This window comes from Kitasatospora sp. NPDC088548, assembly GCF_044753005.1.
Taxonomy (GTDB): domain Bacteria; phylum Actinomycetota; class Actinomycetes; order Streptomycetales; family Streptomycetaceae; genus Kitasatospora.
In genome coordinates this window covers 79,322-102,377 of sequence record NZ_JBIVMI010000011.1, presented here as the reverse complement: position 1 = coordinate 102,377, position 23,056 = coordinate 79,322, and the positions used below count along the sequence as shown (strand labels likewise).

The window sequence follows — 23,056 nt, the reverse complement described above, 5'->3', positions numbered from 1 at the left end:
GTCAACCCGCCGCCGAAGGAGCACCCTCATGACCGACCCGGAACACCCTCGACCCAGCGCCGACCACCGGCCCTCCGACCGGGGCGGCACCCGCGCCCTCGCGCTGGACGGGCTGGCCCGCGCCGCCTACAGCCTCAGCGCGGCGGACGCCCGGCTGCGCGGCCGGGCCACCCGCACCCGCGGCGCGCTCTCGCTCACCCACGCGCGGGCCCTGCGCGTGCTCGCCGACGAGGGGCCGCTGCCGGTCAGCCGACTGGCGGCGGGCACCGAGACCACCGCCGCGGCCGCGACTCAGCTGGTCAACGGCCTGGAGGAGGCCGGCTACGTCACCCGCGAGCGGCCGGAGCACGATCGCCGGTCCGTCGTGGTCACCCTCACCCCGGACGGCCGCGAGCGGCACCGCCTGCGCCAGCAGGCACTGGCGCAGGCCCTGGAACGGCTGACGGCCGGCCTCGACGCCGCCGAGGTCGACACCGTCACCACCGTCCTGCGCGGCCTGGCCGAGGTCTACGACGAGCTCTGAACGCCCGCGCCCACGGAGAAGAGCCGGGGCCACCGACGAGGACCGGCCGACGAAGCCCGACAGGACAGGCCCCCCGGGCCGGGAACCGCACCCCTCCCGGCCCGGGGGGCCACGCCCACCGCACCGCTACCGCAGCACGCCCGCCCGCAGGTAGTTGCGCCGCCCGAAGACCGGCTCGTCCACCGCCGTCAGCTCCTCCACCTGGAACCGGTACAGGGCCGCCGCGCCGCCGCCCGTCAGGAACTGCCGCCGCACCTCCGCGTCCTGGGCGAAGGACGGGAACCGGCCCTGGTACGCGGCCAGCGCCGCCTCCGCCTGCCGCCCCCACGCCTCGCCCGCGCTGCCGGACAGCTGGACACCGCGCAGCTGCTCGCCGAAGACCGGCGGCGGCAGGAAGACGGTGGCGGCGGCCCGGGCCTCCTCCGCGAGGTGGTGGCTGTGCCGGGTGGAGCGCTCGCTGACGAAGTACAGGACGAGGTCGTCGTCGTGCGCGAAGAAGGCGAGGTTGGCGTGCGGGCCGCGCTCGTGGCCGGCGGTGGCGAGGGTGAGCACCATGGCCTCGGCCAGCAGCCCCTCCACGCCCTTGCGCAGCTCCTCGGCGGGCCGGTCCCCCTGGGTGACGTCGAGTCGGTACGGCATTGGCACATCCCTCCCGCCGGCACGCCCACGGCGCGCCCCTGGCACGACTGAGCCGGGCGGGCGCCCCTCGGGAGGGGCCCCACGCCCGGCTCACATGCTCTCCCCGCCGCCCCGGCCGCACAAGGGCCGTGCGGGGCAAGGGAATCAGCGCCGCTGCGCCTCCAGCGGCGCACCGCGGCCACCCGTCGCCATGGCGCCCGTGCAGAGCAGCGGCCGCAGCGGGCCGCTGCGCGCCCGGTCCACCAGGGGCGCCGCGCGCCCGGCGGCCAGTGCCAGCGGGATCGCGACCAGGACGCCGACCAGCGCGCCGACCAGCACGTCGTGCGGGTAGTGCACACCGACCCAGACCCGGGAGGCGCCCATCAGCACGGCGGCGATCCCGGCGATCAGGCCCAGCCGCCGGTTCACGAACCAGAGCGCGGTCGCGGCGGAGAACGCGATCACCGTGTGGTTGCTCGGGAAGGACCAGTCACCGGCGCCCGGGCAGGCCTCCAGCGAGACGCTGCCGGCGATCTGCGCGCACGGCCGGACCTCCTCCACCGCCCCCTTGAACACCGAGTTGACGGCATAGGCGACGATCACGATCAGCGGCGAGGCCAGCACCTTGGCCATCAGCGCCGACCCGGTGCCGCGCGCCCGCCACCACGCGTAGACCATGAAGACCGCGAACAGGCCGAGCCCGAGCGCGGACCAGACCTTGACCAGCTCATCCAGCCAGTGCGGCGCGGCGTCCGCCCACCCGATCACCCGGGTGTAGAGGCCGCCGTCGATACCGCTGCCGTCGTACACGGCCAGCGCCCGGGAGGACATCACGCGTCACCTCCGTGACGCCGCGCCGTACGGGCGCGGAACAGTTCAAGAACAATCGGGATCACGGAGACAACTACTACCAGACCGATGATGGGGAGCAGATAACGGTCGATGCTGGGTACGGACGAGCCGAGCGCGTACCCGGCCAGCACCACTCCGACGGTCCAGACCGCCCCGCCCGTCACCTGCCAGAAGGTGAACGAGCGGACCGGCACCTCCAGCACGCCACAGAGCGGATTCAGCACCGTTCGGACCACCGGGATGAACCGGGCGAGCACGATCGCCTTGCCGTAGCCGTACTTGGTGAGCAGTTCCTCGGCGCGCTCGACGCCCTGCTGGAGGCTCTGCCGCCTGGAGCGGCGCAGCAGCGCCCGCCCGCCGCGCCTGCCGATCACATAGCCCACCTGGGCACCGGCCAGCGCCCCGATCAGGGCGGCCGGCAGCACCTGGTACAGCTCCAGCTGCGGCCCCTTGGTCGCGCCGGGCACACAGAGCAGGCCGGCGGTGAACAGCAGCGAGTCGCCGGGCAGGAAGAACCCGACCAGCAGGCCGGTCTCGGCGAAGAGCACGACGGCGATGCCGAGCGCGCCGAACGCGGCGAGCAGCGACGAGGCGTCCAGCAGGTTCACGGCGAGGGCGTGAACGGCCGGAACGGCGGGCGACTGGAGCAAGGCTGGCGGACCTCCCGTACGTTGGAGGGCGCGCCCGCGAGGCGCACCCTCGACCGTCTACAGTGACGTAGACGGTCTACATGACTGTAGACGAAACCTGGAGGAATCGCCGCCATGTCCGACGTACCGTCCGCCCGCCGGCCCGCCGGGGAGCTGGAGGCCGAGGTGCTGGCCGCCCTCTGGTCAGCGCGTCACCCGCTGACGCCGCAGGACGTCCAGGCGGCCCTCGGCGGTGACCTCGCCCGGACCACCATCGCCACGATCCTCGCCCGGCTGCACGACAAGGGCACCGTGGAGCGCACCCGGACGGGCCGCGCCTACGCGTACATCCCGACCGTCCAGGACCCGGCCGGCCTCGCCGCCCGCCGGATGCACACCGAGCTGGGCCGCGAACCGGACCGTTCGACCGTGCTGGCCCGCTTCGTCTCCGACCTCTCCGTCGAGGACGAGCGGCTCCTCCGCGAACTTCTCGGCGACGGCGACGGCGACGGCGACGGCGAGCCGACCGAAGCGGGCCACATGACCGGCACGGCCGGCCCGGCCGGCCCCGACCAGTACGGCGGGGGCGCGCCCGGAGCGGCCGCGTCATGATGATCGCCGTCTGGGCGCCGCTGCTGCTCCCCCTCCTCGCCGCCCCGCTGGCCCGCCGCCTCGCCGACGCGCTGTCGCCCCGGGCGGCCGCGTGGACGCTGGCCGGCACCGCCACCGTCCTGGCCGGCGGCACGCTCTGCTCGCTCGGCCTGCTCGCCGCCGCCGGACTGCTCCAGCTGCCGCCGGTCGCCGCGCTCGGCCACCTCTCACTGCCCTGGCTGACCTCGGCCGCGCCCGCCGCCGCGCTGTCGGCCGTGCCGGCCGGTCTGGCGCTGGTGGCCCTGGCGGCGCTGGCCGTCCGGACCGCGCGGCACCGCCGGCTCGACCTGCGCACCGCCCGGGCGGCACTGCCCGCCCCGGCCGCGCACCCCGGGGACCCGCGCCCCGACGACGCACACCGCGAGACCCCGCGCCCCGACCGGCATCCGGACATGCGCCCCCCACGCGCCTCCGTGCGCCGGGCGCGCACCGAGCACCCCCGGGGCCTCCGCGCCCTCCGCGCCCTCCTCGACCGGGCCCGCGCCCTGCTCCGCCCGGACCACCACCCGCTCGCCGTCCTGGACGACGAGTGCGCCGACGCCTTCGCCCTCCCCGGACGGCTCCGCCGCCCCGGCCGGCCGGGCGAACCGGGCCGGATCGTGGTCACCTCCGGAATGCTGCGCGCCCTCACCGCCCCGGAACGGGCCGCGCTGCTCGCCCACGAGCGCGCCCACCTCGCCGGCCGCCACCACGTCTTCCTCGCCCTCGCCGAGCACGCCGCCGCCGTCCACCCCGCACTGCGGCCGCTGCGCGCGCCGCTCGGCTACCACCTGGAGCGCTGGGCCGACGAGGTCGCCGCGGAACGGGTCGGCGACCGCACCGTCACCGCCCGCGCGGTCGGCCGCGCCGCCCTGGCGGCCAGCCGCTCGCCCTGGCCGGCCCGGCCCCGGCTGGTCCCGGCCGCCCACTCCGGGCCGGTTCCGCGCCGGGTCGCGGCCCTGCTGCAGCCGACCACCGCCGCGCCCGCGGCCCGGTCCGGCACCGGCCGCCGCGCCGCCGCGTTCGCGCTCGCCGCCTGCCTGGCGCTCACCACCGCCGCGGCGCTGGACGCCACCGCCGACCTCCACCACACGGTCGAGGCCGCCCAGCAGGGCGCCGCGACCGACCGGTAACCACCCGCCGGAAGCCCCCGCCCCAACCCCCGCCGCACCCCTACCGCACCCCCAGCGCGATCCTCACCGCGATCCCCGACCCGCAGGTACCGCAGGCGCCACCAACCGCCCCAGCAACACGACATGTCCATTTTCATACCGTCGGGTATGCCGACTTGGCAGACCCCATGCCCAGGATCGAACAGCCCCCGTACGCTTTCGTCAGCGCGTCGGCCCCGACGCGTCCTCGAACGGCGGCGAGGAGCAACCCGAGTGCGGCAGACCGGACGGCAGACCCGACGACCCGAGCGTCGAACTCCGCAGACCGCGGCGGAGCTGGCCAAGGTCCACGACCGCACCCTCGCCGAGGCCACCGCCAGGGACCTGGCCCCGGACGCCCCGCTCGACGACGACCCGGCCCGGCTCCAGCCCCGCCCCGAGATCGGCGACTCCTGGGCCCGGCTGCGCCGCCTGGGGCTCGACCCGGACGCCGGCGCCGCCGCCGTCCACCTCGGCCCCGCCGAGATCGAGCACCGCCGCCGCACCAGCGGCCTCGACGCCGTCCTGCCCGTCCTGCGCGACACCCTGCTCGAACCGGTCGGCCAGACCCCGCTGATCCTCGCCATCGCCGACGCCGAGGGCCACGTCCTCTGGCAGGAGGGCGAGCGCGGGCTGCGCCGCAGCGCCGACCGGATCGGCTTCCTCACCGGCGCCCGCTGGGTCGAGGAGAGCGTCGGCACCAACGGCATAGCCGCCGCCCTGCGCGCCCAGCGCCCCATGCACGTCCACTCCTCCGAGCACTACCTGCGCAGCCACCACTCCTGGACCTGCGTCGCCGCACCGGTGCGCGACCCGGGCACCGGGCGGCTGATCGGCGCCATCGACCTCAGCGGCCCGGCCCACAGCGTCCGGCCGTACCTGCTGCAGCTGACCGCCACCGCCGCCCGGCTCGCCGAGACCGAACTGCGCGCCCGCCGCCTGGAGTCGCTGCACCACCTGCGCACCCTGGCCGCCCCGCTGCTGGCCCGGGTGAACGGCCCGGCGCTGGTGGTGGACGCCGCCGGCTGGACCGCCGCCGCGGCCGGCCTGCCGCCGCCCACCCGGCTGCGACTGCCCGCCGAGGGCTGGGGCTCGGCCGCCGTGCACTGGCTGCCCAGCCTCGGCGAGTGCGTCATAGAGCCGCTGGCCGACGGCTGGCTGGTCCGCCCGGTCCGGCCGCAGGACGATGCCCGGGCGGAGGACGACGACGGCGCCGCCGAACAGGCCGAGGGCGCCCGGCTCCGGCTCGACCTGCGCCGGCCCGACCGGCCGGAGCTCTCGGTGCACGGCGCGGCCGGCGGCTGGTCCCACGCGCTCAGCCCGCGCCATGCCGAACTGCTGCTCCTGCTCGCCGCCGAGCGCGACGGCCACACCGCGGCCCAGCTCGCGGACGCCCTCTTCGGCGACCCGGGCCGGACGGTGACGGTTCGTGCCGAACTCTCCCGGCTCCGCCGCTACCTGGGCGGCCTCCTGGCCCACCGGCCGTACCGGTTCGCCGAATCGGTGCTGGTCAGCGTGGTCGGGCCGGACGACCCGTACGACCTGCTGCCGGTCTCCTCGGCGCCGGCCGTGCGCCGGCTGCGGGTGGGTCTGGCGAACGGGACGGTCCGGCTGCCGGGCACCCCGCCCTTACCCGGTCCGCGCACGCCGGACGATCTCCCGTTGCCGGACGACCTCCCACGAACGGGTGAGCTCCCACCGCCCGGCGAACCCCCACGGCCGCCGGGGCCGCCCGCTCAGCCGCCGAGCAGCGTGGACAGCTGGGCGTCGGTCGGACCACAGGCTCGCTCGGCCTCCTCCGAGACCAGCGCGTAGGTACGGTCCAGCCAGGCCTGCACCCGGGGCTTGGAGGCCTCCAACAGGGCGCTGCCGTGCGGGGATTCGAGGGCCAGGTGCAACGTCGAGCCGTGGCAGGGACAGTACGCGGGCCACAGCTTGACGTCGCCCTGGCCGCTCAAGGAGCGCAGGCCGTCGCGCAGAAGGTCACGCGAGAACACCCAGTCGGCCTCGTCCGGCCGCCCGAGATGGAACGTCAGCAGCACCTCGTACGGGCGCTCGGTGTCGAACCGGAACCTGGTCCGAACCTCCCCGACGACCTCCTCACCCAGCGAGATCCGCAGCGTCAGCACTTCCTCCACCGCCGCCGGAGCGGCGGTGGAGCCTGCCTCATCGCCGCCCGTGGGGGTAGCGGCGAGAGGGGCACTGGAAGGTGCGGGCAGCGGGTCGGACGGCATGACGGTCTCTCCGGGACGGCGTGGGATGTCACCAGGGTGCGCCACCGACGACCGCCGGGCAAGGGTTGCAAGGAGGTTGCAATAATCCCCGACCCGGCCGGGCGGCCCTTACCGGCCTTGTCGGACGGATCGTCAATTTCCTTTCCCCAGAAGGCTGTCCACGTATTGGATCAATTCGGTTCAAGGTCTGGTCCGGGCCCGGCCACCCGCTGGTACGCTCGTCCCCCTGCCGGCGCGCGCGAGCGCGCGAACACCGGCGGACCCGCACGGGCGCGCCCGGCGGCAGTCCGCCCGTGACGGCGATTCGGGCCTTCCCGCAGCGCGTGGGAGGATACGGCGACCGCAACGCCGACTTCGGGGAGGGAGGGTCCGGTGGCTCTGCGCGAGGACACCGAGCGGGGCGTACGCCACGAGCGCGACCAGTGGCACGAGCGCCACGGCCGGCACGGCAGACGGAAGCCGTTCGGCGGCCGGCTCCGGCTGCCCACCCTCCGCTTCTCCGGGGCCGCGATGGCGATGTCCACCGTGGTCGGCATCAGCATCGCCACCACCTACCTGCTCAACGAGCAGCAGGGCGTCGGCCGCCGGGCCGGGGTCGCCCGGGTCGGCTCCAGCCCTCCCCCGCCCAGCCCGGCCCCCGATCAGGCCGCCACGGGCCAGGCCGCCGCCGATCAGTCCACCACCGATCAGGCCGACGGCGCCGCCGACCGGACCCCGGCCGCGCCCTCGTCGCGGCGGCCCTCGGCCGGCCCCTCGGGGACGGCCTCGCCCAGCGTCTCCACCGCGCCCCGCCCGGACGCGCCCCGCCCGGGCCCGTACGAGGCCGGCTCCCCCTCGCCCGGTACGCACGACGCCGACACCCACGGCAAGGGGACGGACACACCCGGGGCCGCCGTCCACGGGCCCCTCGCCGCCCCCTCCGACACCGGCCGGGGCGCCTTCGCCGATCCGTCCGCCGAGGCCCTCGGCCCGGTCCGGGAGCGGCCCACCGCACCCCCTGCCGGCCCGGCCGCCGAACCGCCCGCCACCCCACGTCCGTTCACCAAGTCCTCGCCCGCGCCCGCCGCACCCGACAGCCGCTCGACCGACGAGGACCCCGCCGACCCGTCAGTCCCGGACGATCCCGTCGAGCCCGCCGATCCGGCCGATCCGGCCGATCCGGCCGACGACGGTGCCACCGACGCGGCCCTGACCGGCCGCGCCCTCGTGCAGCCGGTCGGCCGCGACGGCCTCCGGCACCTGCTCTCCCTGACCGTCGCCGAGCCGCTCACCGCGCTCCAGGCCGAGTTCCGGCTCGCCCCCGGCGAGTTGGCCCCCGGCACCGGCACCGCCTGGACCGATCTGCCCGGCACCGTGGTCACCGCCCACCAGGAACGCGGTGTGCTGGTCTACCGGTTCACCACCCCGGCCGGCACCGACGTCCGCCCCGGCCACTACACCTTCGGCGTGCGCGGCACCCGCCCGGCCGCCGCCCCGGAACGGACCGCCGGGCCGGAGCACCGGGCGGCCGGGAGCCGGAGCACCGAGAGCTGGAACGCCGCCGCGTTCGGCATCCACCGCCCCCGGGCCGTCGCCGCCCTCGGCACCTTCACCGCGCCGTCCCGCTGAGCCGCCGTCCACCGAACCAGCACCCGGCCGCGATCCGACAATCCGACAGGTCACGGCCCTTCTCGGGCTCGTCCCGGCAACCCCGTTCGTTACTGTGGGTACCAATCGGCACAGGGGCCCCGACTCGGGCCCCGAACGCCGTGCCACCGCATCCGAGGAGGAGTTCGTGTCCACGGTCCTGACCCAAGGCGGCAACGCCCCGCTGACCGCCGCGCGGGTGACCGTCGAGGTCACCGCACCCAAGGCGCTGGACGTCTCCGGCCTGTTGCTGACCGACGCCGGAAAGGTCCGCTCGGACGCCGACTTCGTGTTCTTCAACGCCCCCGACGGCCCCGGTGTGACCCACCGCCCGGCCGGCGGCGGCACCCCGGACGCCATCACCATCGACACCGGCGCCGTCCCGGCCGGCATCACCAAGGTCGTGGTGACGGCCAGCCCCGACGAGGCCGGCGCCACCTTCGCGGGCATCGAGCCGACCGCGACCGTCCGCGACGCCGACACCGGCCAGGTGCTGGTCACCTTCACCCCGCCGGCGCTGGGCCGCGAGACCGCGCTGATCGTGGTCGAGGTCTACCAGCGGGGCGGCGCCTGGAAGGTCCGCGCGGTCGGCCAGGGCTACGCCAACGGCCTGGCCGGCATCGCCACCGACTTCGGCGTCAACGTCGAGGACGAGCCCGCGCCGGTCACCGCCGCGCCCGTCGCCGCACCGCCCGTCGCGCCCCCCGCACCGCCCGTCGCGCCGCCCATGGCCCCGCCGCCGGCCGCCCCGCCGATGCCGCAGACCGCTCCCCCGGTACCCCCGGCCCCGCCCGCGCCCCCGGCGCCCCCCGCGCCCTCGCTCACCAAGATCACCCTGGACAAGGGCCGGGTGAACCTCACCAAGGGCGGCTCGGTCTCCCTGGAGAAGAACGGCAAGCCCTTCCTCTCCTCCGTCCGGATGGGCCTCGGCTGGGAGCCCGCCGGCCGCGGCCGCAGCATCGACCTCGACGCCTCCTGCATCGCCTTCGACGGCAAGCGCGAGAAGCTGGAGACGGCCTGGTTCATGAAGCTGTCCGTCTTCAAGGGCGCCATCGCCCACTCCGGCGACAACCTCACCGGCGAGGGCGGCGGCGACGACGAGTCGATCACCGTCCACCTCGACGGCCTGCCGCCGGAGGTCTGCGGCCTGGTGTTCGTGGTGAACTCCTTCTCCGGCCAGAAGTTCACCGACGTCAAGAACGCCTACTGCCGCCTGGTGGACGCCGGTTCCGGCCAGGAGCTGGTCCGCTTCGACCTCACCCACGCCGAGCCGCACACCGGTGTGGTGATGTGCAAGCTGGTCCGCCAGTACTCCGGCGAATGGGTGATGACCGCCATCGGCGAGTACGTCGACGCCAAGACCGCCCGCGCCATGGTCAAGCCCGCCGCCGCGATGCTCTGAGCAGGCTCCCCCCGCGCGTCGTCCGGCCCGCCCCCGAAGCCCCTTTCCCGGGCACCGGGGGCGGGCCGCCGTCCAGGGCCGTCGTCCAGGACCACCGCCCAGGACCACCGCCCAGGGCCGCCGCGCCGGGCGCAAAACCGGTGGCGGCGCCGCCACCCGGCCGTCATCCTGTCCGGATGCTGATCAGGGAAGCCACCACCGAGGACTGGCCGGCCATCTGGCCCTTCTTCCACGCCATCGTGGCCGCCGGCGAGACCTTCACCTACCCGCTGGACCTCTCCTCCGACCAGGGCCGTGACTGGTGGCTGCTGGCCGCCCCGTACCGGACGGTGGTCGCCGTGGACGAGGCGGGCACCGTCCTCGGCACCGCCAAGATGAACCGCAACCACCTGGGCAACGGCTCGCACATCGCGAGCGCCGGCTACATGGTCGACCCGGCGCACGCCGGCCGGGGCGTCGGCCGCGCCCTCGCCGGGTACTCGCTGGAGTGGGCCCGCCGGGCCGGGTACCGGGCCATGCAGTTCAACGCGGTCGTGGCCTCGAACGAGCCCGCGGTGCGGCTGTACCGGTCCCTCGGCTTCGACATCCTCGGCACCCTCCCCGAGGGCTTCCGCCACCCGGTCCACGGCTACGTCGGCCTGCACATCATGCACCGCGCACTCTGAACCAGGCCCGAGGCCGGCCTACGACCGGGACCGGATCACCAAGCGGCACTGCTACGCCCGCGCCGCCGTCCCGCTCCACCTCCTGATCGACCGCGACAGGTCCCAGGTCAGCATCTTCAGCACGCCGCACGGCGACGAGTACACCGAAGTGCACCTCGCCCCGCTCGGCCGACCGCTCGCGCTGCCCGCCCCGTTCGGCTTCGAGCTGGACACCAAGCCGTTCCTCTGAGCACCGCCCCGCCACGCCGTACGGCCCGCACCCCCCTTCCACCGGGGGTGCGGGCCGTACGAGCACGGGAGAGCCTCAGCCGCGCGTCGCCATGGCGCGCAGGAAGAAGGTCAGGTTGGCCGGGCGCTCGGCGAGCCTGCGCATGAAGTACCCGTACCACTCCTGGCCGTACGGCAGGTACACCCGCATGGTGTTGCCCTCGGCGGCCAGCCGCAGCTGCTCCTCGGGGCGGATGCCGAAGAGCATCTGGTACTCGAAGGAGTCGCGCTTGCGGCCGTTCCACTGGGCGAGCTGCCCGGCGATCTTGATCATGTTGGGGTCGTGCGAGGCGATCATCGGGTAACCCTCGCCGGCCATCAGGACCTTCAGCGCCCGGACGTACGCCAGGTCGACCTCGTGCTTGCCCTGGAAGGCGACCGACTCCGGCTCCTTGTAGGCGCCCTTGCAGAGGCGCACCCGCGAGCCGGGGCCGCTGAACTCGCGGCAGTCGGCCTCGGTGCGGCGCAGGTAGGCCTGGAGGACGACGCCCAGCCACGGGAAGTCGGCGCGCAGCTCACGCGCGATGGCCAGGGTGGAGTCCGTGGTGGTGTGGTCCTCCATGTCGAGCGTCACCGTGGTGCCGGCCACGGCGGCCGCCTCGCAGATCCGGCGGGCGTTCTCCAGCGCGATCTTCTCGCCGTCCACCGGGAGGAACTGGCCGACGGCCGACAGCTTCACCGACACCTCGGCACCCGCCGCGAGGCCGGTCTCCTTGAGCGCCGTGAGCAGGTGCTCGTAGGCCTCGGCGGTGCCGGCGGCCTGGGCGGCGTCCTGGGTGTCCTCACCGAGGTGGTCCAGGGTGACCTTGCGGCCGGTGGCGACCAGGTCGTCGCAGGCGGTGACGGCGTCGTCGAGGGCCTCACCGGCGACGAAGCGTTCGACTATCGCGTGGGTCGGCGGGAACTTCTCGACGACGGTGCGGACCTGCGGGGAGCGGGAGGCCGCGAGGAGGGCGGAACGGAGCATCGTGACTCCTGGAGCTGGTGCTTCTAAGGGTGGCAGAAGGAAAGCGGCGGGCGGGCCTGTGGGGTGGGCCCGCCCGCCACGTGGGCGGGCGCTCAGCCCATGTGCGGGTAGCGGTAGTCCGTCGGCGGGACGAAGGTCTCCTTGACCGAGCGGGTCGAGGTCCAGCGCGCCAGGTTCTGCTTGGCGCCGGCCTTGTCGTTGGTGCCCGAGGCCCGGCCGCCGCCGAACGGCTGCTGGCCGACGACCGCGCCGGTCGGCTTGTCGTTGATGTAGAAGTTGCCGGCCGCGAACCGCAGCTTGTGCATGGCGTCCTGGGCGGCGGCCCGGTCCTGGGCGATGATCGCGCCGGTCAGGCCGTACGAGGACACCGACTCCATCTGCGCCAGCATCTCCTCGTACTTCTCGTCCTCGTAGACGTACACCGCGAGGACCGGGCCGAAGTACTCGTCCCGGAAGTACTCGCTCGCCGGGTCCTCGCAGACCAGCACGGTCGGGCGGACGAAGTAGCCGACCGAGTCGTCGTAGGTGCCGCCGGCCAGGACCTCGACCTTCGGGTCCGCCTGGGCCCGGTCGATCGCGGCCTTGTTCTTGGCGAAGGAGCGCTCGTCGATGACGGCGGACATGAAGTTCGCCAGGTCGGTGACGTCGCCCATGGTCAGGCCCTCGACCTCGTCGCGGAACGCGTCCTTGAGGCCGGCCCAGACCGACGCCGGGACGTAGGCCCGGGAGAGCGCCGAGCACTTCTGGCCCTGGAACTCGAAGGCGCCGCGGGTCATCGCGGTCTTCAGCACGGCCGGGTCGGCGGACGGGTGGGCGACCAGGAAGTCCTTGCCGCCGGTCTCGCCGACGATCCGCGGGTAGGTGCGGTAGCCGGAGATGTTGGTGCCGACCTCGCGCCACAGGTGCTGGAAGGTGGCGGTCGAGCCGGTGAAGTGGATGCCGGCCAGCGCGGGGTGCTTCAGCGCGACGTCCGAGACCGCCAGGCCGTCACCGGTCACCATGTTGATGACGCCCCTGGGCAGCCCGGCCTCCTCCAGCAGCTGCATCAGCAGGTGCGCGGAGAACTGCTGGGTCGGGGAGGGCTTCCAGAGCACCACGTTGCCCATCAGCGCGGGCGCGGTCGGCAGGTTGCCCGCGATGGCGGTGAAGTTGAACGGGGTGATCGCGTAGACGAAGCCCTCCAGCGGGCGGTGGTCGCTGCGGTTCCACACGCCCTCGGAGGAGAGCGGCTGCTCGGCCATGATCTGGCGGGCGAAGTGCACGTTGAAGCGCAGGAAGTCGACCAGTTCGCAGGGGGTGTCGATCTCGGCCTGCTGCGCGGTCTTGGACTGGCCGAGCATGGTGGCGGCGGCCAGGGTCTCGCGCCAGGGGCCGGCCAGCAGGTCGGCGGCCTTGAGGAAGATCGCGGCGCGGGAGTCGAAGGAGAGCGCCTGCCAGGCCGGGGCGGCGGCCAGGGCAGCGTCGATGGCGTCCTGCGCGTCGGCCTGGGTGGCGTTGCGCAGCGTACCGAGCCTCGCCGCGTGGTTGTGCGGCTGGACGACGTGGATCTCGGTGCCGCCGCCGAGGCGGCGCTCACCGTTGATCGTCATGGTCAGCTGGACCGGCTCCTGGCCGCCCAGCTCCTTCAGCCTGGCCTCCAGACGGGCCCGTTCGGGGCTGCCCGGGGCGTAGCTGTGGACCGGCTCGTTCACCGGCGCGGGGACCTGGGTCACAGCATCCATGAGCGCACGCTCTCCTTCGGTTCGCGGGGGGATGCCGACGCGGGTCGCGCGTCGGCCACAGCACGAACGCTATTCCTGCCCGGCGGCCCACTTGATTGGCCGGGCGGCTAAAGTCCCCCGTACGGCGTTGTCCGGCCCGACGAAGGGATCACGGGGCGGTCACGGTTGTCCCCTGGTCAGCGCCCCGGCCACCGCGTCGGCTGCCCGGCGCCGGCCGGTCCGGCGGCCCGGCTCCCGGTTTCGTCCGCCCGGCTAAAATCGTCCGTACACAGTTGTCCGCGTGGATGAAGGAGGCCCGGTGTCCCAGCCCCTCGGCCTCCCGCTCCGGCAACTGCTGATGTCCCTCGGCGAGCCGCTGGTCGAACTCCAGGCCGCCCCCCAGGGGTTGGACGTACCGGTCCGCGACGTGGTGATCCTCGACCCGGAGGACCCGCCGGTCGCCGCACCGGGCGAGCTGGTCCTCGCCATCGGCGCCCGCGGCCGGGCCGCGCTGCCGGCCCTGCGCGCGGCCGGCCGGGCCGGCGCGGCGGCGGTGGCCGTCAAGCTGGACGGCCCCGGCCAGGCGGACGCGCTGCGCGAGGCGGCCACCGAGGCGGGCGTCGCGCTGCTCTCGGTCCGCCGCGAGACCCGCTGGGAGCACCTGGACTCGCTCGCCCGCGCGATCATCGCCGGGCCGGACGCACCGGACGGGCCGGGCGCCCCCGAGCACAACGCGGGCGACCTCTTCTCGCTCGCCCAGACCGTCGCCGTGCTCACCAACGGCATCGTCTCGATCGAGGACACCTCCAGCCGGGTGCTGGCCTACTCCCGTTCCTCCGACTCCGACGAGGTGGACGACCTCCGGCGGCTCTCCATCCTCGGCTGGCAGGGGCCCGAGCCGTACCTCTCCAAGCTCCGCGAGTGGGGCATCTTCCAGCATCTGCGCAGCTCGGACACGGCGATCGCGGTCGACCCGCACCCGGAGCTGGGCCTGCGCCGCCGGCTCGCGATCGGCATCCGGGCCGGGGCGCAGCCGCTCGGCACCATCTGGGTGCAGGAGGGCGCCCAGCCGCTCGCGCCGCTCGCCGAGCAGGCGCTGGTCGGCGCGGCCCGGGTGGCGGCGGCGCAGTTGGTGCGACGGCGCCGGGAGCTGTCGGCGGACGTCCGGCTGACCCGGACCCTGCTCACCGGGCTGCTGGAGGGCTCGACCGGCCCGCAGTCCCTGGCCACCCATCTGGGCCTGGACCTGCGCCGCCCGGCCACCGTCCTGGCGTACAGCGCGCACACCACGGAGGCCCTCACCCGGGCCGAGGTGACCGGTCTGATCTCGGTGCACACCGCCGCCCGGCACCGGGCCGCGCTGCTCGCGCCGATCGAGTCCCGGGTGTACGTGCTGCTGCCCGAGCTGCCGGCCGGCCTGCCGATGACGACGGTCCGGGACTGGGCGCGGGGGGTGGTCGAGGCCGCCCGGGAGCACCTGGGCGTGCCGCTGCGGGCGGCGATCGGCTCGACGGTGGACGGCCTGGCCCAGGTGCCCGAGTCCCGTGCGCAGGCGGACCGCATCCTGGACGCGATGGGCCGCGGCGGGGTGGACCTGGAGGTCGCGGCGCTGATCGACGTCCAGGCGGAGGTGCTGGTCAGCGAGATGCTGGCGCTGCTGCAGGAGCGGAGCGGCCTGCGTGACCCGCGGCTGACCGCGCTGGCCGGGTACGACCGCCGGCACGGCACCCGGCTCGCCGAGTCGGTGCTGGCCTGGCTGGACGCGCTCGGCGAGGTCCGGGTCGCCGCGGACGCCTTGCACATCCACCCCAACACCCTGCGCTACCGGGTGCGCCGGGCCGAGCAGTTGACCGGCATCGACCTGACCCAGCCGCAGCAGCGGCTGCTGGCGATGCTGCAACTGCGGCTGCCCGCGGACGACTGAAGACAACTGAAGACGACTGAAGGGGCCCGCCGGAGCGGACCCCTTCCCGTCACACCTCGGGTCAGGCGCCGTAGCCCTGGCCGCGCTTGTGCTCGTTCAGCCGGTGCCAGGGACCGGTGATGGCCAGCTGGATGCCCGGCACCTGGATGTTGGCGAACAGCGTCTTGCCGTCGTCCGAGAAGGTCACCCCGGTGAACTCGCTGAACTCGGGCTTCTCGGCGGTGCCGATGTTCAGCTCGTTGCGGGCGATCGGGTAGGTCAGCCCGTCCTCGGTGGCGCCGAACAGGTGCGAGACGCCCTCGCCGTCCTCGGCGATCACGATGCCGCCGTAGGGCGAGACGGTGATGTTGTCCGGGCCGTCGTAGTTGTCGTGGTCGCCGAACACATCGGTGTTGACGCCGAGCAGCACCTTCAGGGTGATGGTGCGGCGGGCCGGGTTGAAGAACCAGACCTGGCCGTCGTGCTGGACGGGGCTCTCCGACCGGGCGAAGGAGGAGACGAAGTAGAAGCCGCCGTCACCCCACCACATGCCCTCCAGCTTGCGGGCACGGGTGACCTCGCCGTCCTTGAACTGCTTGCGGACGGAGACCGTACGGGCGTCGCGGTCCTCGACCTTGACCCAGTCCACGCCGTAGGTGGTGCCCACCTTGGTGGCGCGCGACAGGTCGTCGATGAACTTGCCCTGCGAGTCGAAGACCTTGAAGGCCTCCAGCACACCGGCGTCGGCGGCGAGCTTGCGCAGCTGGTAGCGGCCGTGCTTGAAACCGGCCGGCGGGGTCCAGCGGAACAGCAGGCCGTTGGGGTTGGAGGCGTCCTCGGTCAGGTAGACCTGGCCGCGCTTGGGGTCGACGACGACGGCCTCGTGCGCGTAGCGGCCGAAGGCCTTCACCGGCTGCGGGTTCTGGTTGTACTCGTCGTCGAACGGGTCGACCTCGAAGATGTAGCCGTGGTCCTTGGTGAAGCCGTTCTTGCCGGCCTTGTCCTCGGTCTCCTCGCCCGACAGCCAGGTGCCCCACGGGGTCACGCCACCGGCGCAGTTGGTGGAGGTTCCGGCGATGCCGACCCACTGCTCGACCTTGCCGTTGGCCTTGGCGTGCACGATGGTGCAGCCGCCGGCCGCGCCCGGGTCGTAGACGTGGCCCTCGGTCAGCGGCACCGGGTACGGCCAGTTGGCGCGGGCGCCGCTCAGCTCGTGGTTGACGACCAGCAGGTTGCCGCCGCGCTCGTCCTCGAAGGCGGAGGTGCCGTCGTGGTTGCTGGGGGTGAACTCGCCGGTGCGCAGCTTGGTGACGCCGGTCCGGTTCACGACGGTGTACTTGAAGCCCTTGGGCAGCGAGAGCAGGTTCTGCGGGTCCTGGACCAGCGGACCGTAACCGACGGCGGCACGCTCGGCGTCGGCGGTCGCGGCGGCCTGCACCTCGCCGCCCACCGGGGCGGCGATCGCGCCGGGGGCGCTGGCCAGGGCCTCGGCGCTGCCGGCGATCAGAACGCCGGCCCCGACGAGGGTGGAACGGTTGACGAAGTCCCGGCGGGACAGCGACATGGCAGTCACTCCTGAGGGGTGGGCCGCCGACCGGGACGGTGCCCGGTGCGTGGCGTACGAGTTGTCGAGGCAGACCGTCGACGCCCAGCAGACTCCGCCGCCCCGGTGAACTCCCGGTGACGTGGACACCTCGTCGGGGTGGTCATTTGCGGACCGTATGCCAATCCATGACCGCCCCTTTGCCGTCCTGCCGCCGGGCATCCCGCCTGCCACACCTCCCGGCCGCACCGCCCGGCCGCACCACCCCCCGGCTACCTCCCCGCCCGCGCCGACCGCCACTGCTCCCAGGCCGACAGCCACAGCTGCTCCTCGATCCGCCGCTGCTCCTCCCGGTCGAACGGGTCTCCCCCGCCGGGCCGGTTCCGCCAGAGCTGCTCCCACGCCCGCTGCGCCGGCAGGCTCGCCACCTCGCTGGCGAACACCGTGTACCGGATGACCTCCTCGACGGCGGCCTGCCCCTCCGGCGTGCCGACCACCCACTGGGTCTGCCGGGAGAGCCGGTTGAGGTGGTTGACCATCGCCGTCACCGCCGCGACCGCCTCCTCCCGGGTCTCCGTGGCGAGCCGCATCTGCTGGCGCACCGCGGCCTCCCAGCGCAGCGCGCCGTTCTCCCCGCGCAGCCCGCGCGGCAGCCGCGGCGTACGCCCCGCCCGGACCTGCGCCTCGACGGCGGCGGACTCCCTGATGCTGTGCTCGATCACCGCCCGGTGCGCCTCCAGCCCGACGGCGGGGGCGAGGTCGCGCTCCTCCACCGGCACATGGCGGCCGCGCCGGGAGGCGAGGGCGCGCAGCAGCCCGGTCCGGCCGAGCAGGTACCGCTCGAAGTCCCCGATCCGGGCCAGTTCGACGCCGCCGGGCGGCACCCCCCGCCCGCAGACCGTGACGGTCAGCCCGTCCACCCGCAGCCGGGCCGCCCAGACCGGGCCGGTGCCGGGGGCGTCCGGGCGGTGCCAGAGTTCGCGCCGGTCCTCGTGCAGTTCCACCGCGCGGGGCTCGCCCTCCACGGTGATCCACTCGCGCAGCGCCCGGACCCGGCCCGGGCCCTCGCCCTCGTCGACGCCGAGCTGCTCGTAGACCCGGTCGCGCTCGTCCTCGACCACGTCCTCCAGCTCCGGCAGCCGGCCGCGGTTCTCGGCGCCGGGCCGGTAGGTGCGCACGGTGACGTACGGGCCGTCGGCGCTGGTCCGGTCGCCGGAGTGGACCTCGACCCAGCACAGCTCGCCGTCGGCGGTCTCGAACGCGGCCAGCGCGTCGCCGTCCCGGCCGGCCCCGGCCGCCACCCCGTACACCGGGAAGTCCGCCGCGGCGAGGGTGCGGCGCGCGAACTCCTCCTGGTCGGCGAGCCGCTCCTCCTGGCCGCGCGGGTCCGTCCCGCGCGGGCCGTGGCCGACCTGACCACCCACCGCGGGACCACCCACCGCAGGACCGCCCGCCGCGGAACCGCCCATCGCGGAACCACCCGCCGCGGTCCCGCCCCCGAAGGGTCCGCCCCCGGCGGAGCCGTCCGCCCGGGGGCCGTTCTGCTCCTGGGGCCTGCCGCCGCTCTCCCGCATCATGCTGTGCCGCACCCCCGAGTCCTCGCCGCCCTCGCGCCGCCTCGGGAAACGATACGTGGCCGGTACCTGCCGGGTCATCAGCTCCCGCTGCACGCCCGGCTGATCGGCCCGGACGACCGGCCCGGACGACCGGCCCGACCGGGGGCGGACGGGCAGGGCGGGGCCGTGTCAGGGCGGGCCCCTGTCAGTCGCCCTGCCTACGCTGTCGGGCATGACAGCGAACAGCAACGTTCCGGCCCGGATCAGCATCGTCACCCTCGGGGTGAGTGATCTCGACCGCAGCACCCGCTTCTACGAAGGCCTCGGCTGGAAGCGGTCGTCCGTCTCCAGCCCGGAGATCGTCTGGTTCCGCACCGCCGACTCCGTGCTCGGCCTCTTCCCGCACGACGAGCTGGCCGCCGACGCGGGCGTGCCCGCCACCGGCGAGCCGGCCTTCCGCGGCGTCACCCTCGCGGTGAACCTGGAGTCCCCCGAGCTGGTGGACGCCGCTCTGCGGACGGCCGTCGAGGCGGGCGCCAGCGTGGTCAAGCCGCCGGCCACGACCAGCTGGGGCGGCTACTCCGGCTACTTCGAGGACCCGGACGGGCACCTCTGGGAGCTGGCCCACAACCCGTTCTTCCCCTTCGCCGAGGACGGCTCGCTCGACCTCCCGTAGGGCGTGTCCGACGGTTCCCGCCGCATGCGCGAACCGTCGGACACGTCCTGGGGCCCGTCCGGGCCCGGGCTCACCGCCCCGGGCTCACTTCTTCGACCGCGCCTTGAAGGCCGCCTTGCGGGCCTCCTTGGCCACCGCCCGGTCGAGGTGCAGCTCGCCGACGGCCTCCAGCACGTCCGCCGTGTACGGGTGGTCGACCCGCCAGAGCTCGCCGAAGTAACTCGCCGGATTGTCCGTCACCGGCAGCCCGGCGATCAGCTCGCGCAGCAGCTCCGCGTCGCCGCCGCTGTCCAGCAGCTGGGCGGCGAAGGTGTCGACCACCGTCCACAGCACCATCGCCCGTTCCGGCGTCGGCACGTCCGCCGCCCCGATGGAGGCCAGCCAGGCGCGGGCTCCGCCGCCCAGCTCCGGGTCGTCCAGCACCTCCCGGACGGCGGGCTCGGCGGCCCCGCCGAGCATGGTCAGCGCCAGCTGGCAGAGCATCCGGCGCAGCGGAGCGTACGTGTCGTCGCCGCGCGCCGCCGCGAGCAGTTCGCGCGCCGCCTCGACCGGCTCCCGGCCGGTGACCCAGACCCGCAGCTCCTCCTCGGGCAGCACATTGGCCGCCTCGCAGACCGTCCGCAGCAGCTCGACGGCGTCGCCCTGGGCCAGCTCGCCGACCAGCGGCGCGTCGTACCCGTCCTCCAGCAGCCACTGCCGGATCCCGTACTGGCCGAGCGGGGTGAGCCGGACCAGGCCGAAGCGCGCGGACTCCTCCTCGTCCAGCGGCTCCTCCCCGGCCGGGGCGCCGCCCTCCGGCTCCTCCTCGTCGAACAGCTCCGGGTCGATCGGGCGGTAGTCCAGCAGGCCCAGCTCGGCGAGGTCGCCGAGCATCGGGTCCAGGGTGACCATCACATCGGTGATGTCGCCGAGCAGTTCCTCGCTCGGCTCCTCGCCCTCCGGCACGACCAGCAGCGCGGCCAGCACGCCCAGCGGCACGGTCTCACTGCCCGGGTCGGCGAAGGCGGTGGTCTCGTACAGCACCTGGAGCGCCTCGTCGAGCAGCTCGGCGGCCTCGTCCCGGGCCTCCTCGACCTGCGTCAGCCGGTCCTCGTCCTCCTCTGCCTCGCCCTCGCCCTCGGCCCCTTCCTCCTCCGGCAGCGAGTCCGCCTCCGCGGCCAGCTCCCGGACGATCCCGGCGGCCGTCAGCCAGAGCTCCAGGACGGTCTCCGCGTCCCCCTGCTCGGCGGGCTCCAGATCCGGCCCCGGGACGGCGACGTGCTCGCCCTCGGCGGTGGTGCCGATCTCGACCAGGTCCAGGTCGCACGCCAGCGACCAGGCCCGCATCGCCTCGACCACGGCCTCCTCCGGTACCTCCCCCTCCTCGGGGGCGAGGCCGAGCAGCCGGGCCGCCGGCGCCCGGTCCGGGCCGGTGAGGTCGCCGAACTCGTCCACCGCCCGGTGCGGGGCGGTCCAGCGGGCCAGCGTCAGCGCGTACCCGAACATCGGGACGGCCTTGGCCTGCTCGGCCAGCTCCTCCTCGGACGGCAGCTTCACCGGCGGTACCAGCACGGCAGCGTCGTCGAGGTCCTCGTCGTCCATCCCGTGCGCGGCGAACGCCCCGTAGAGGTCCTCCAGCTCCAGGTCGGCGGGCAGTACCGCCTCGCCCGGCCCCTCACCCGGCGCACCCGCCGACGAAACCCCAGCGTTCTTACGACGTCGTCCGGCCATCGTTGCGCGTTCTCCCTACAGCCAGCAGTCGGTCGATCAGTGCCCGGCCCGAACGGATGAGCTCCGTGTGCCGGTCCATCACCTCAGCGTATAGGCCTGGCAGCGCCGACGCCCGGCCCCAAGGGGCGCGCGCCGCAACAGTGCGCCCACCCCTTATCCTTCGAATCAGTACCGCGCACACCCCGCGCGGACCACCGGGCGACGAAGCCCTTTCCCCTCCTCGCCCGGTCCGGGCAGGAGGGGCCCACGCTCACCCGCTCCACCAGGGAGCCCCGCACCGAGGCCACCACCACAGCGCCGCAGGACGGGCGCACCGGCACACCCAGCCGACCCCGGTGGTGCCCGGCCACAGGAGACCCCTGCCATGGCGGACCTCTCCCCCGCCGGCTCCGGCCTGCGCACCGCGCAGTTCGACGGACGCCGACTGTCGGAGGCCCTGCTTCCCCTGGAGCTCGCGCCCCGCACCCAGCTCCAGCTCTCCGCGATCAGCCGCTGGAACGCGCTGCGCGGGATACGCGTCGGCCTTGTCGCCGCCGCCCTGCTCCTCATGCTGATCGGCGCCAATCTGGCCACGCCGATCTACCCCCTGCTCCAGCAGCGGCTCGCGCTGACCCCGCTCGACACCACCGTCCTGTTCACGGTGTACGTGTTCGCGCTGGTCCCGGTGCTCGCCGTGGTCGGCCACTGGTCGGACCACCTCGGCCGACGGGCGCTGATCCTGCCCGCCGTGACCCTGGCCGCCGCCGGTGACGTGGTCTTCGCCACCTCCGGCAGCTTCTGGCAGCTGGCCCTCGGCCGGGCCGTCCAGGGCATCGCGGTGGGCCTGTCCACCGGCGCCGCCGGAGCGGCCCTCGGCGACCTGCTGCCCGACCGGCCGACCCTCGCCGCCAAACTCACTCTGGCCTGTTCCGCCGGCGGCGTCGCGCTCGGCCCGGTCGTCGGCGCACTGCTGGCCGACGGCTCCGACCCGCTGCTGACGCCCTTCCTGCTGCACGCCGTCGCCCTGCTGGCGCTCTGTGTGCCGCTCGCCCTCGTCCACCCCAGGATGCCCGGCCGCCGCCGCCCTCCGGCCTCCCCGCCGCGCATCACCACCCCGGCCCACCTACGCCCGCAGCGGCTCGCCCTGCCGGCCTCCGGCCGTCGCGAGTTCCTGCTGGCCTCCGGCGCCGGCTTCGTCTCGTACGCCGTCTTCGGTGTCTACCTCAGCCTGGCCCCGGCCTTCTCCGCCAAGCTGCTGCACACCGACTCGCACCTGGTCGGTGCCGTGGTGGCGGCCCTGCTGCTCGGCTCCTCGGCCGCCGCCCAGCTGCTCGTCCCGCCGACCGCCGACCGGCTGGTCGTCGCCCTCGGCATGGCCGGCCTCGCCGCCGGGCTCGGCCTGGTCGTCGCCGCCCAGTACACCGGCACCCCCGCGCTGCTCTTCATCGGCAGCGTCCTCGGCGGCGCCTGCCAGGGCATCGCCTTCCGCTCGCTCTTCACCACCGCCGTCGCCGCGATGAACCCCGAACGCCGGGGCTCCGAACTCAGCTCCCTCTGGGTCATCGTCTACCTCGGCAGCTCCCTCCCCATCGTCGCCGTCGGCGCCCTCGTCCAGCGCTACGGCCTCCTCCCCGCCACCAGCGGCTTCACCGCCCTGGCCGCCGCACTCTGCCTCGCCCTGGCCCTGGCGGTGGCCCGCAAACGCTAGTCGGACCAGGGACGCCGGCGGTCCGTCGGGATCTCGAACCGGAACGGCTCGGGCAATGAGACCGTTTCACCGAACTTCCAGGTCTCGAGCACACCGTACGTACCGGCCCCGCGGTCCGGCTCACCGAACAGCGTGATGCCGGGCCGCTCGGGGTCACGGTCGACCAGGAGGTAGTGCGGCACACCGCCCCGGGCGTACCCGTTCCACTTGGTGGCCTGCATCCGTCGGCTGAGCACCGGCTCCCGGTCGTTGTAGGCATTGGAGGGAGAGGTCACCTCCACCACCAGGTTCACCTGCTGCGGGTACAGGTGACGTACGTCCTCGGCGCAGCCGTGGTCGACGGTGTCCCGGTGCAGGACGACCAGGTCCGGGACATAGCCGTCGCCGATCTCGACCAGGTCGACGTTGACGCCCTGGACCACCCGCCAGGGGAACGAGGGGTCGGTGAACTCCGCGTAGTCCACCGCGCGCTGGATGTTGGAGAGAATCACCGCATGCGTGAACACCGGCGCAGGCGACACGACGAACTCCCCTCCGATCACCTCGACCCGTGTGCCGTCCTCCGGGATCCGCAGATACGCGGCAAGCTCGTCCCGGACCCACATGGCGTACGGCGAGTCGGGCAACGTCCACCGTCCGGACGCAACCACAGACATCACATCGCTCCCTTCACGGTCGCAGGGCCAGCGTGACCACCCACTCGCAGATATACCACTG

Annotated in this window: 20 protein-coding genes and 1 pseudogene; 11 read left to right on the top strand and 10 right to left on the bottom strand. The window is 74.4% G+C overall.

Annotation, left to right across the window (positions count from 1 at the left end; all coding sequences use genetic code 11):
- Window positions 1-28: 28 nt before the first annotated feature.
- A complete protein-coding gene (locus ACIP82_RS16520) occupies window positions 29-523 on the top strand; it encodes a MarR family winged helix-turn-helix transcriptional regulator (protein WP_400653897.1) in 495 nt (164 codons plus the stop codon).
- A 126-nt stretch (window positions 524-649) separates the two neighbouring features.
- Here the strand turns inward: ACIP82_RS16520 and ACIP82_RS16515 are convergent, their stop codons facing one another.
- From ACIP82_RS16515 to ACIP82_RS16505, 3 genes are all read right to left on the bottom strand, one after another.
- Window positions 650-1,162: a pyridoxamine 5'-phosphate oxidase family protein gene (locus ACIP82_RS16515; RefSeq protein ID WP_363613549.1), complete on the bottom strand. Its 513-nt coding sequence runs from the start codon at window positions 1,160-1,162 to the stop codon at window positions 650-652.
- A 144-nt stretch (window positions 1,163-1,306) separates the two neighbouring features.
- Window positions 1,307-1,972: a phosphatase PAP2 family protein gene (locus ACIP82_RS16510; RefSeq protein WP_400653895.1), complete on the bottom strand. Its 666-nt coding sequence runs from the start codon at window positions 1,970-1,972 to the stop codon at window positions 1,307-1,309.
- Window positions 1,972-2,643, bottom strand: coding sequence for a DedA family protein (locus ACIP82_RS16505; protein ID WP_400653893.1), 672 nt, complete (start codon window positions 2,641-2,643; stop codon window positions 1,972-1,974). The genes ACIP82_RS16510 and ACIP82_RS16505 overlap by 1 nt, the downstream gene beginning before the upstream one ends.
- Window positions 2,644-2,757: 114 nt before the next feature.
- On the opposite strand from ACIP82_RS16505, the gene ACIP82_RS16500 reads away from it, so the two are divergent.
- The 3 genes from ACIP82_RS16500 to ACIP82_RS16490 all read left to right on the top strand — a co-directional run bounded on the left by ACIP82_RS16500 (window position 2,758) and on the right by ACIP82_RS16490 (window position 6,218).
- Entirely contained in the window at window positions 2,758-3,234 is a 477-nt protein-coding gene (locus ACIP82_RS16500; protein WP_400653891.1) for a BlaI/MecI/CopY family transcriptional regulator, read from the top strand.
- Window positions 3,231-4,385: a M48 family metalloprotease gene (locus ACIP82_RS16495; RefSeq protein ID WP_400653889.1), complete on the top strand. Its 1,155-nt coding sequence runs from the start codon at window positions 3,231-3,233 to the stop codon at window positions 4,383-4,385. Before ACIP82_RS16500 ends, ACIP82_RS16495 begins: the two co-directional genes overlap by 4 nt.
- 252 nt (window positions 4,386-4,637) lie before the next feature.
- A complete protein-coding gene (locus tag ACIP82_RS16490) occupies window positions 4,638-6,218 on the top strand; it encodes a GAF domain-containing protein (RefSeq protein WP_400653887.1) in 1,581 nt (526 codons plus the stop codon).
- Here ACIP82_RS16490 and ACIP82_RS16485 read toward each other — a convergent pair.
- Window positions 6,140-6,637, bottom strand: coding sequence for an SsgA family sporulation/cell division regulator (locus ACIP82_RS16485; protein WP_400653885.1), 498 nt, complete (start codon window positions 6,635-6,637; stop codon window positions 6,140-6,142). The genes ACIP82_RS16490 and ACIP82_RS16485 overlap by 79 nt on opposite strands.
- Window positions 6,638-7,009: 372 nt before the next feature.
- Between ACIP82_RS16485 and ACIP82_RS16480 the strand changes: the two genes are divergently transcribed.
- The 4 genes and pseudogenes from ACIP82_RS16480 to ACIP82_RS16465 all read left to right on the top strand — a co-directional run.
- Complete coding sequence (locus ACIP82_RS16480; RefSeq protein WP_400653883.1) at window positions 7,010-8,245, top strand: hypothetical protein; 1,236 nt, start codon at window positions 7,010-7,012, stop codon at window positions 8,243-8,245.
- Between the two features lie 178 nt (window positions 8,246-8,423).
- Window positions 8,424-9,665: a TerD family protein gene (locus ACIP82_RS16475; protein ID WP_400654044.1), complete on the top strand. Its 1,242-nt coding sequence runs from the start codon at window positions 8,424-8,426 to the stop codon at window positions 9,663-9,665.
- 176 nt (window positions 9,666-9,841) lie between these two features.
- Window positions 9,842-10,330 (top strand): GNAT family N-acetyltransferase, encoded by a 489-nt coding sequence (locus ACIP82_RS16470; protein WP_400653881.1) that lies wholly within the window; start codon window positions 9,842-9,844, stop codon window positions 10,328-10,330.
- A gap of 31 nt (window positions 10,331-10,361) precedes the next feature.
- Window positions 10,362-10,559, top strand: a pseudogene (locus ACIP82_RS16465) (Uma2 family endonuclease); the annotation flags it as partial.
- 75 nt (window positions 10,560-10,634) lie between these two features.
- On the opposite strand, the gene ACIP82_RS16460 reads toward ACIP82_RS16465, so the two are convergent.
- On the bottom strand, window positions 10,635-11,564 hold the full coding sequence (locus ACIP82_RS16460) for a proline dehydrogenase family protein (RefSeq protein ID WP_400653879.1): 930 nt from the start codon (window positions 11,562-11,564) through the stop codon (window positions 10,635-10,637).
- A 92-nt stretch (window positions 11,565-11,656) separates the two neighbouring features.
- Complete coding sequence (gene pruA, locus ACIP82_RS16455) at window positions 11,657-13,285, bottom strand: L-glutamate gamma-semialdehyde dehydrogenase (protein ID WP_363613529.1); 1,629 nt, start codon at window positions 13,283-13,285, stop codon at window positions 11,657-11,659.
- 298 nt (window positions 13,286-13,583) lie between these two features.
- Here pruA and ACIP82_RS16450 point away from each other — a divergent pair, with 298 nt between their 5' ends.
- On the top strand, window positions 13,584-15,188 hold the full coding sequence (locus tag ACIP82_RS16450; protein WP_363613527.1) for a helix-turn-helix domain-containing protein: 1,605 nt from the start codon (window positions 13,584-13,586) through the stop codon (window positions 15,186-15,188).
- Between the two features lie 61 nt (window positions 15,189-15,249).
- On the opposite strand, the gene ACIP82_RS16445 is transcribed toward ACIP82_RS16450, so the two are convergent.
- On the bottom strand, window positions 15,250-16,731 hold the full coding sequence (locus ACIP82_RS16445) for an alkaline phosphatase PhoX (protein ID WP_363613525.1): 1,482 nt from the start codon (window positions 16,729-16,731) through the stop codon (window positions 15,250-15,252).
- A 251-nt stretch (window positions 16,732-16,982) separates the two neighbouring features.
- Window positions 16,983-18,134, bottom strand: coding sequence for a hypothetical protein (locus ACIP82_RS16440; protein WP_363613523.1), 1,152 nt, complete (start codon window positions 18,132-18,134; stop codon window positions 16,983-16,985).
- 364 nt (window positions 18,135-18,498) lie between these two features.
- On the opposite strand from ACIP82_RS16440, the gene ACIP82_RS16435 reads away from it, so the two are divergent.
- A complete protein-coding gene (locus ACIP82_RS16435) occupies window positions 18,499-18,942 on the top strand; it encodes a VOC family protein (protein WP_400653875.1) in 444 nt (147 codons plus the stop codon).
- An 84-nt stretch (window positions 18,943-19,026) separates the two neighbouring features.
- On the opposite strand, the gene ACIP82_RS16430 is transcribed toward ACIP82_RS16435, so the two are convergent.
- Window positions 19,027-20,652, bottom strand: a complete 1,626-nt coding sequence (locus tag ACIP82_RS16430) for a hypothetical protein (RefSeq protein WP_363613519.1) — start codon at window positions 20,650-20,652, stop codon at window positions 19,027-19,029.
- A 364-nt stretch (window positions 20,653-21,016) separates the two neighbouring features.
- Between ACIP82_RS16430 and ACIP82_RS16425 the strand changes: the two genes are divergently transcribed.
- The gene (locus ACIP82_RS16425) at window positions 21,017-22,339 is read left to right on the top strand and encodes an MFS transporter (protein ID WP_400653873.1); all 1,323 of its coding nucleotides are present in this window, start codon (window positions 21,017-21,019) and stop codon (window positions 22,337-22,339) included.
- On the opposite strand, the gene ACIP82_RS16420 is transcribed toward ACIP82_RS16425, so the two are convergent.
- The gene (locus ACIP82_RS16420) at window positions 22,336-22,995 is read right to left on the bottom strand and encodes a Uma2 family endonuclease (protein ID WP_400653871.1); all 660 of its coding nucleotides are present in this window, start codon (window positions 22,993-22,995) and stop codon (window positions 22,336-22,338) included. The genes ACIP82_RS16425 and ACIP82_RS16420 overlap by 4 nt on opposite strands.
- Window positions 22,996-23,056: the final 61 nt, after the last annotated feature.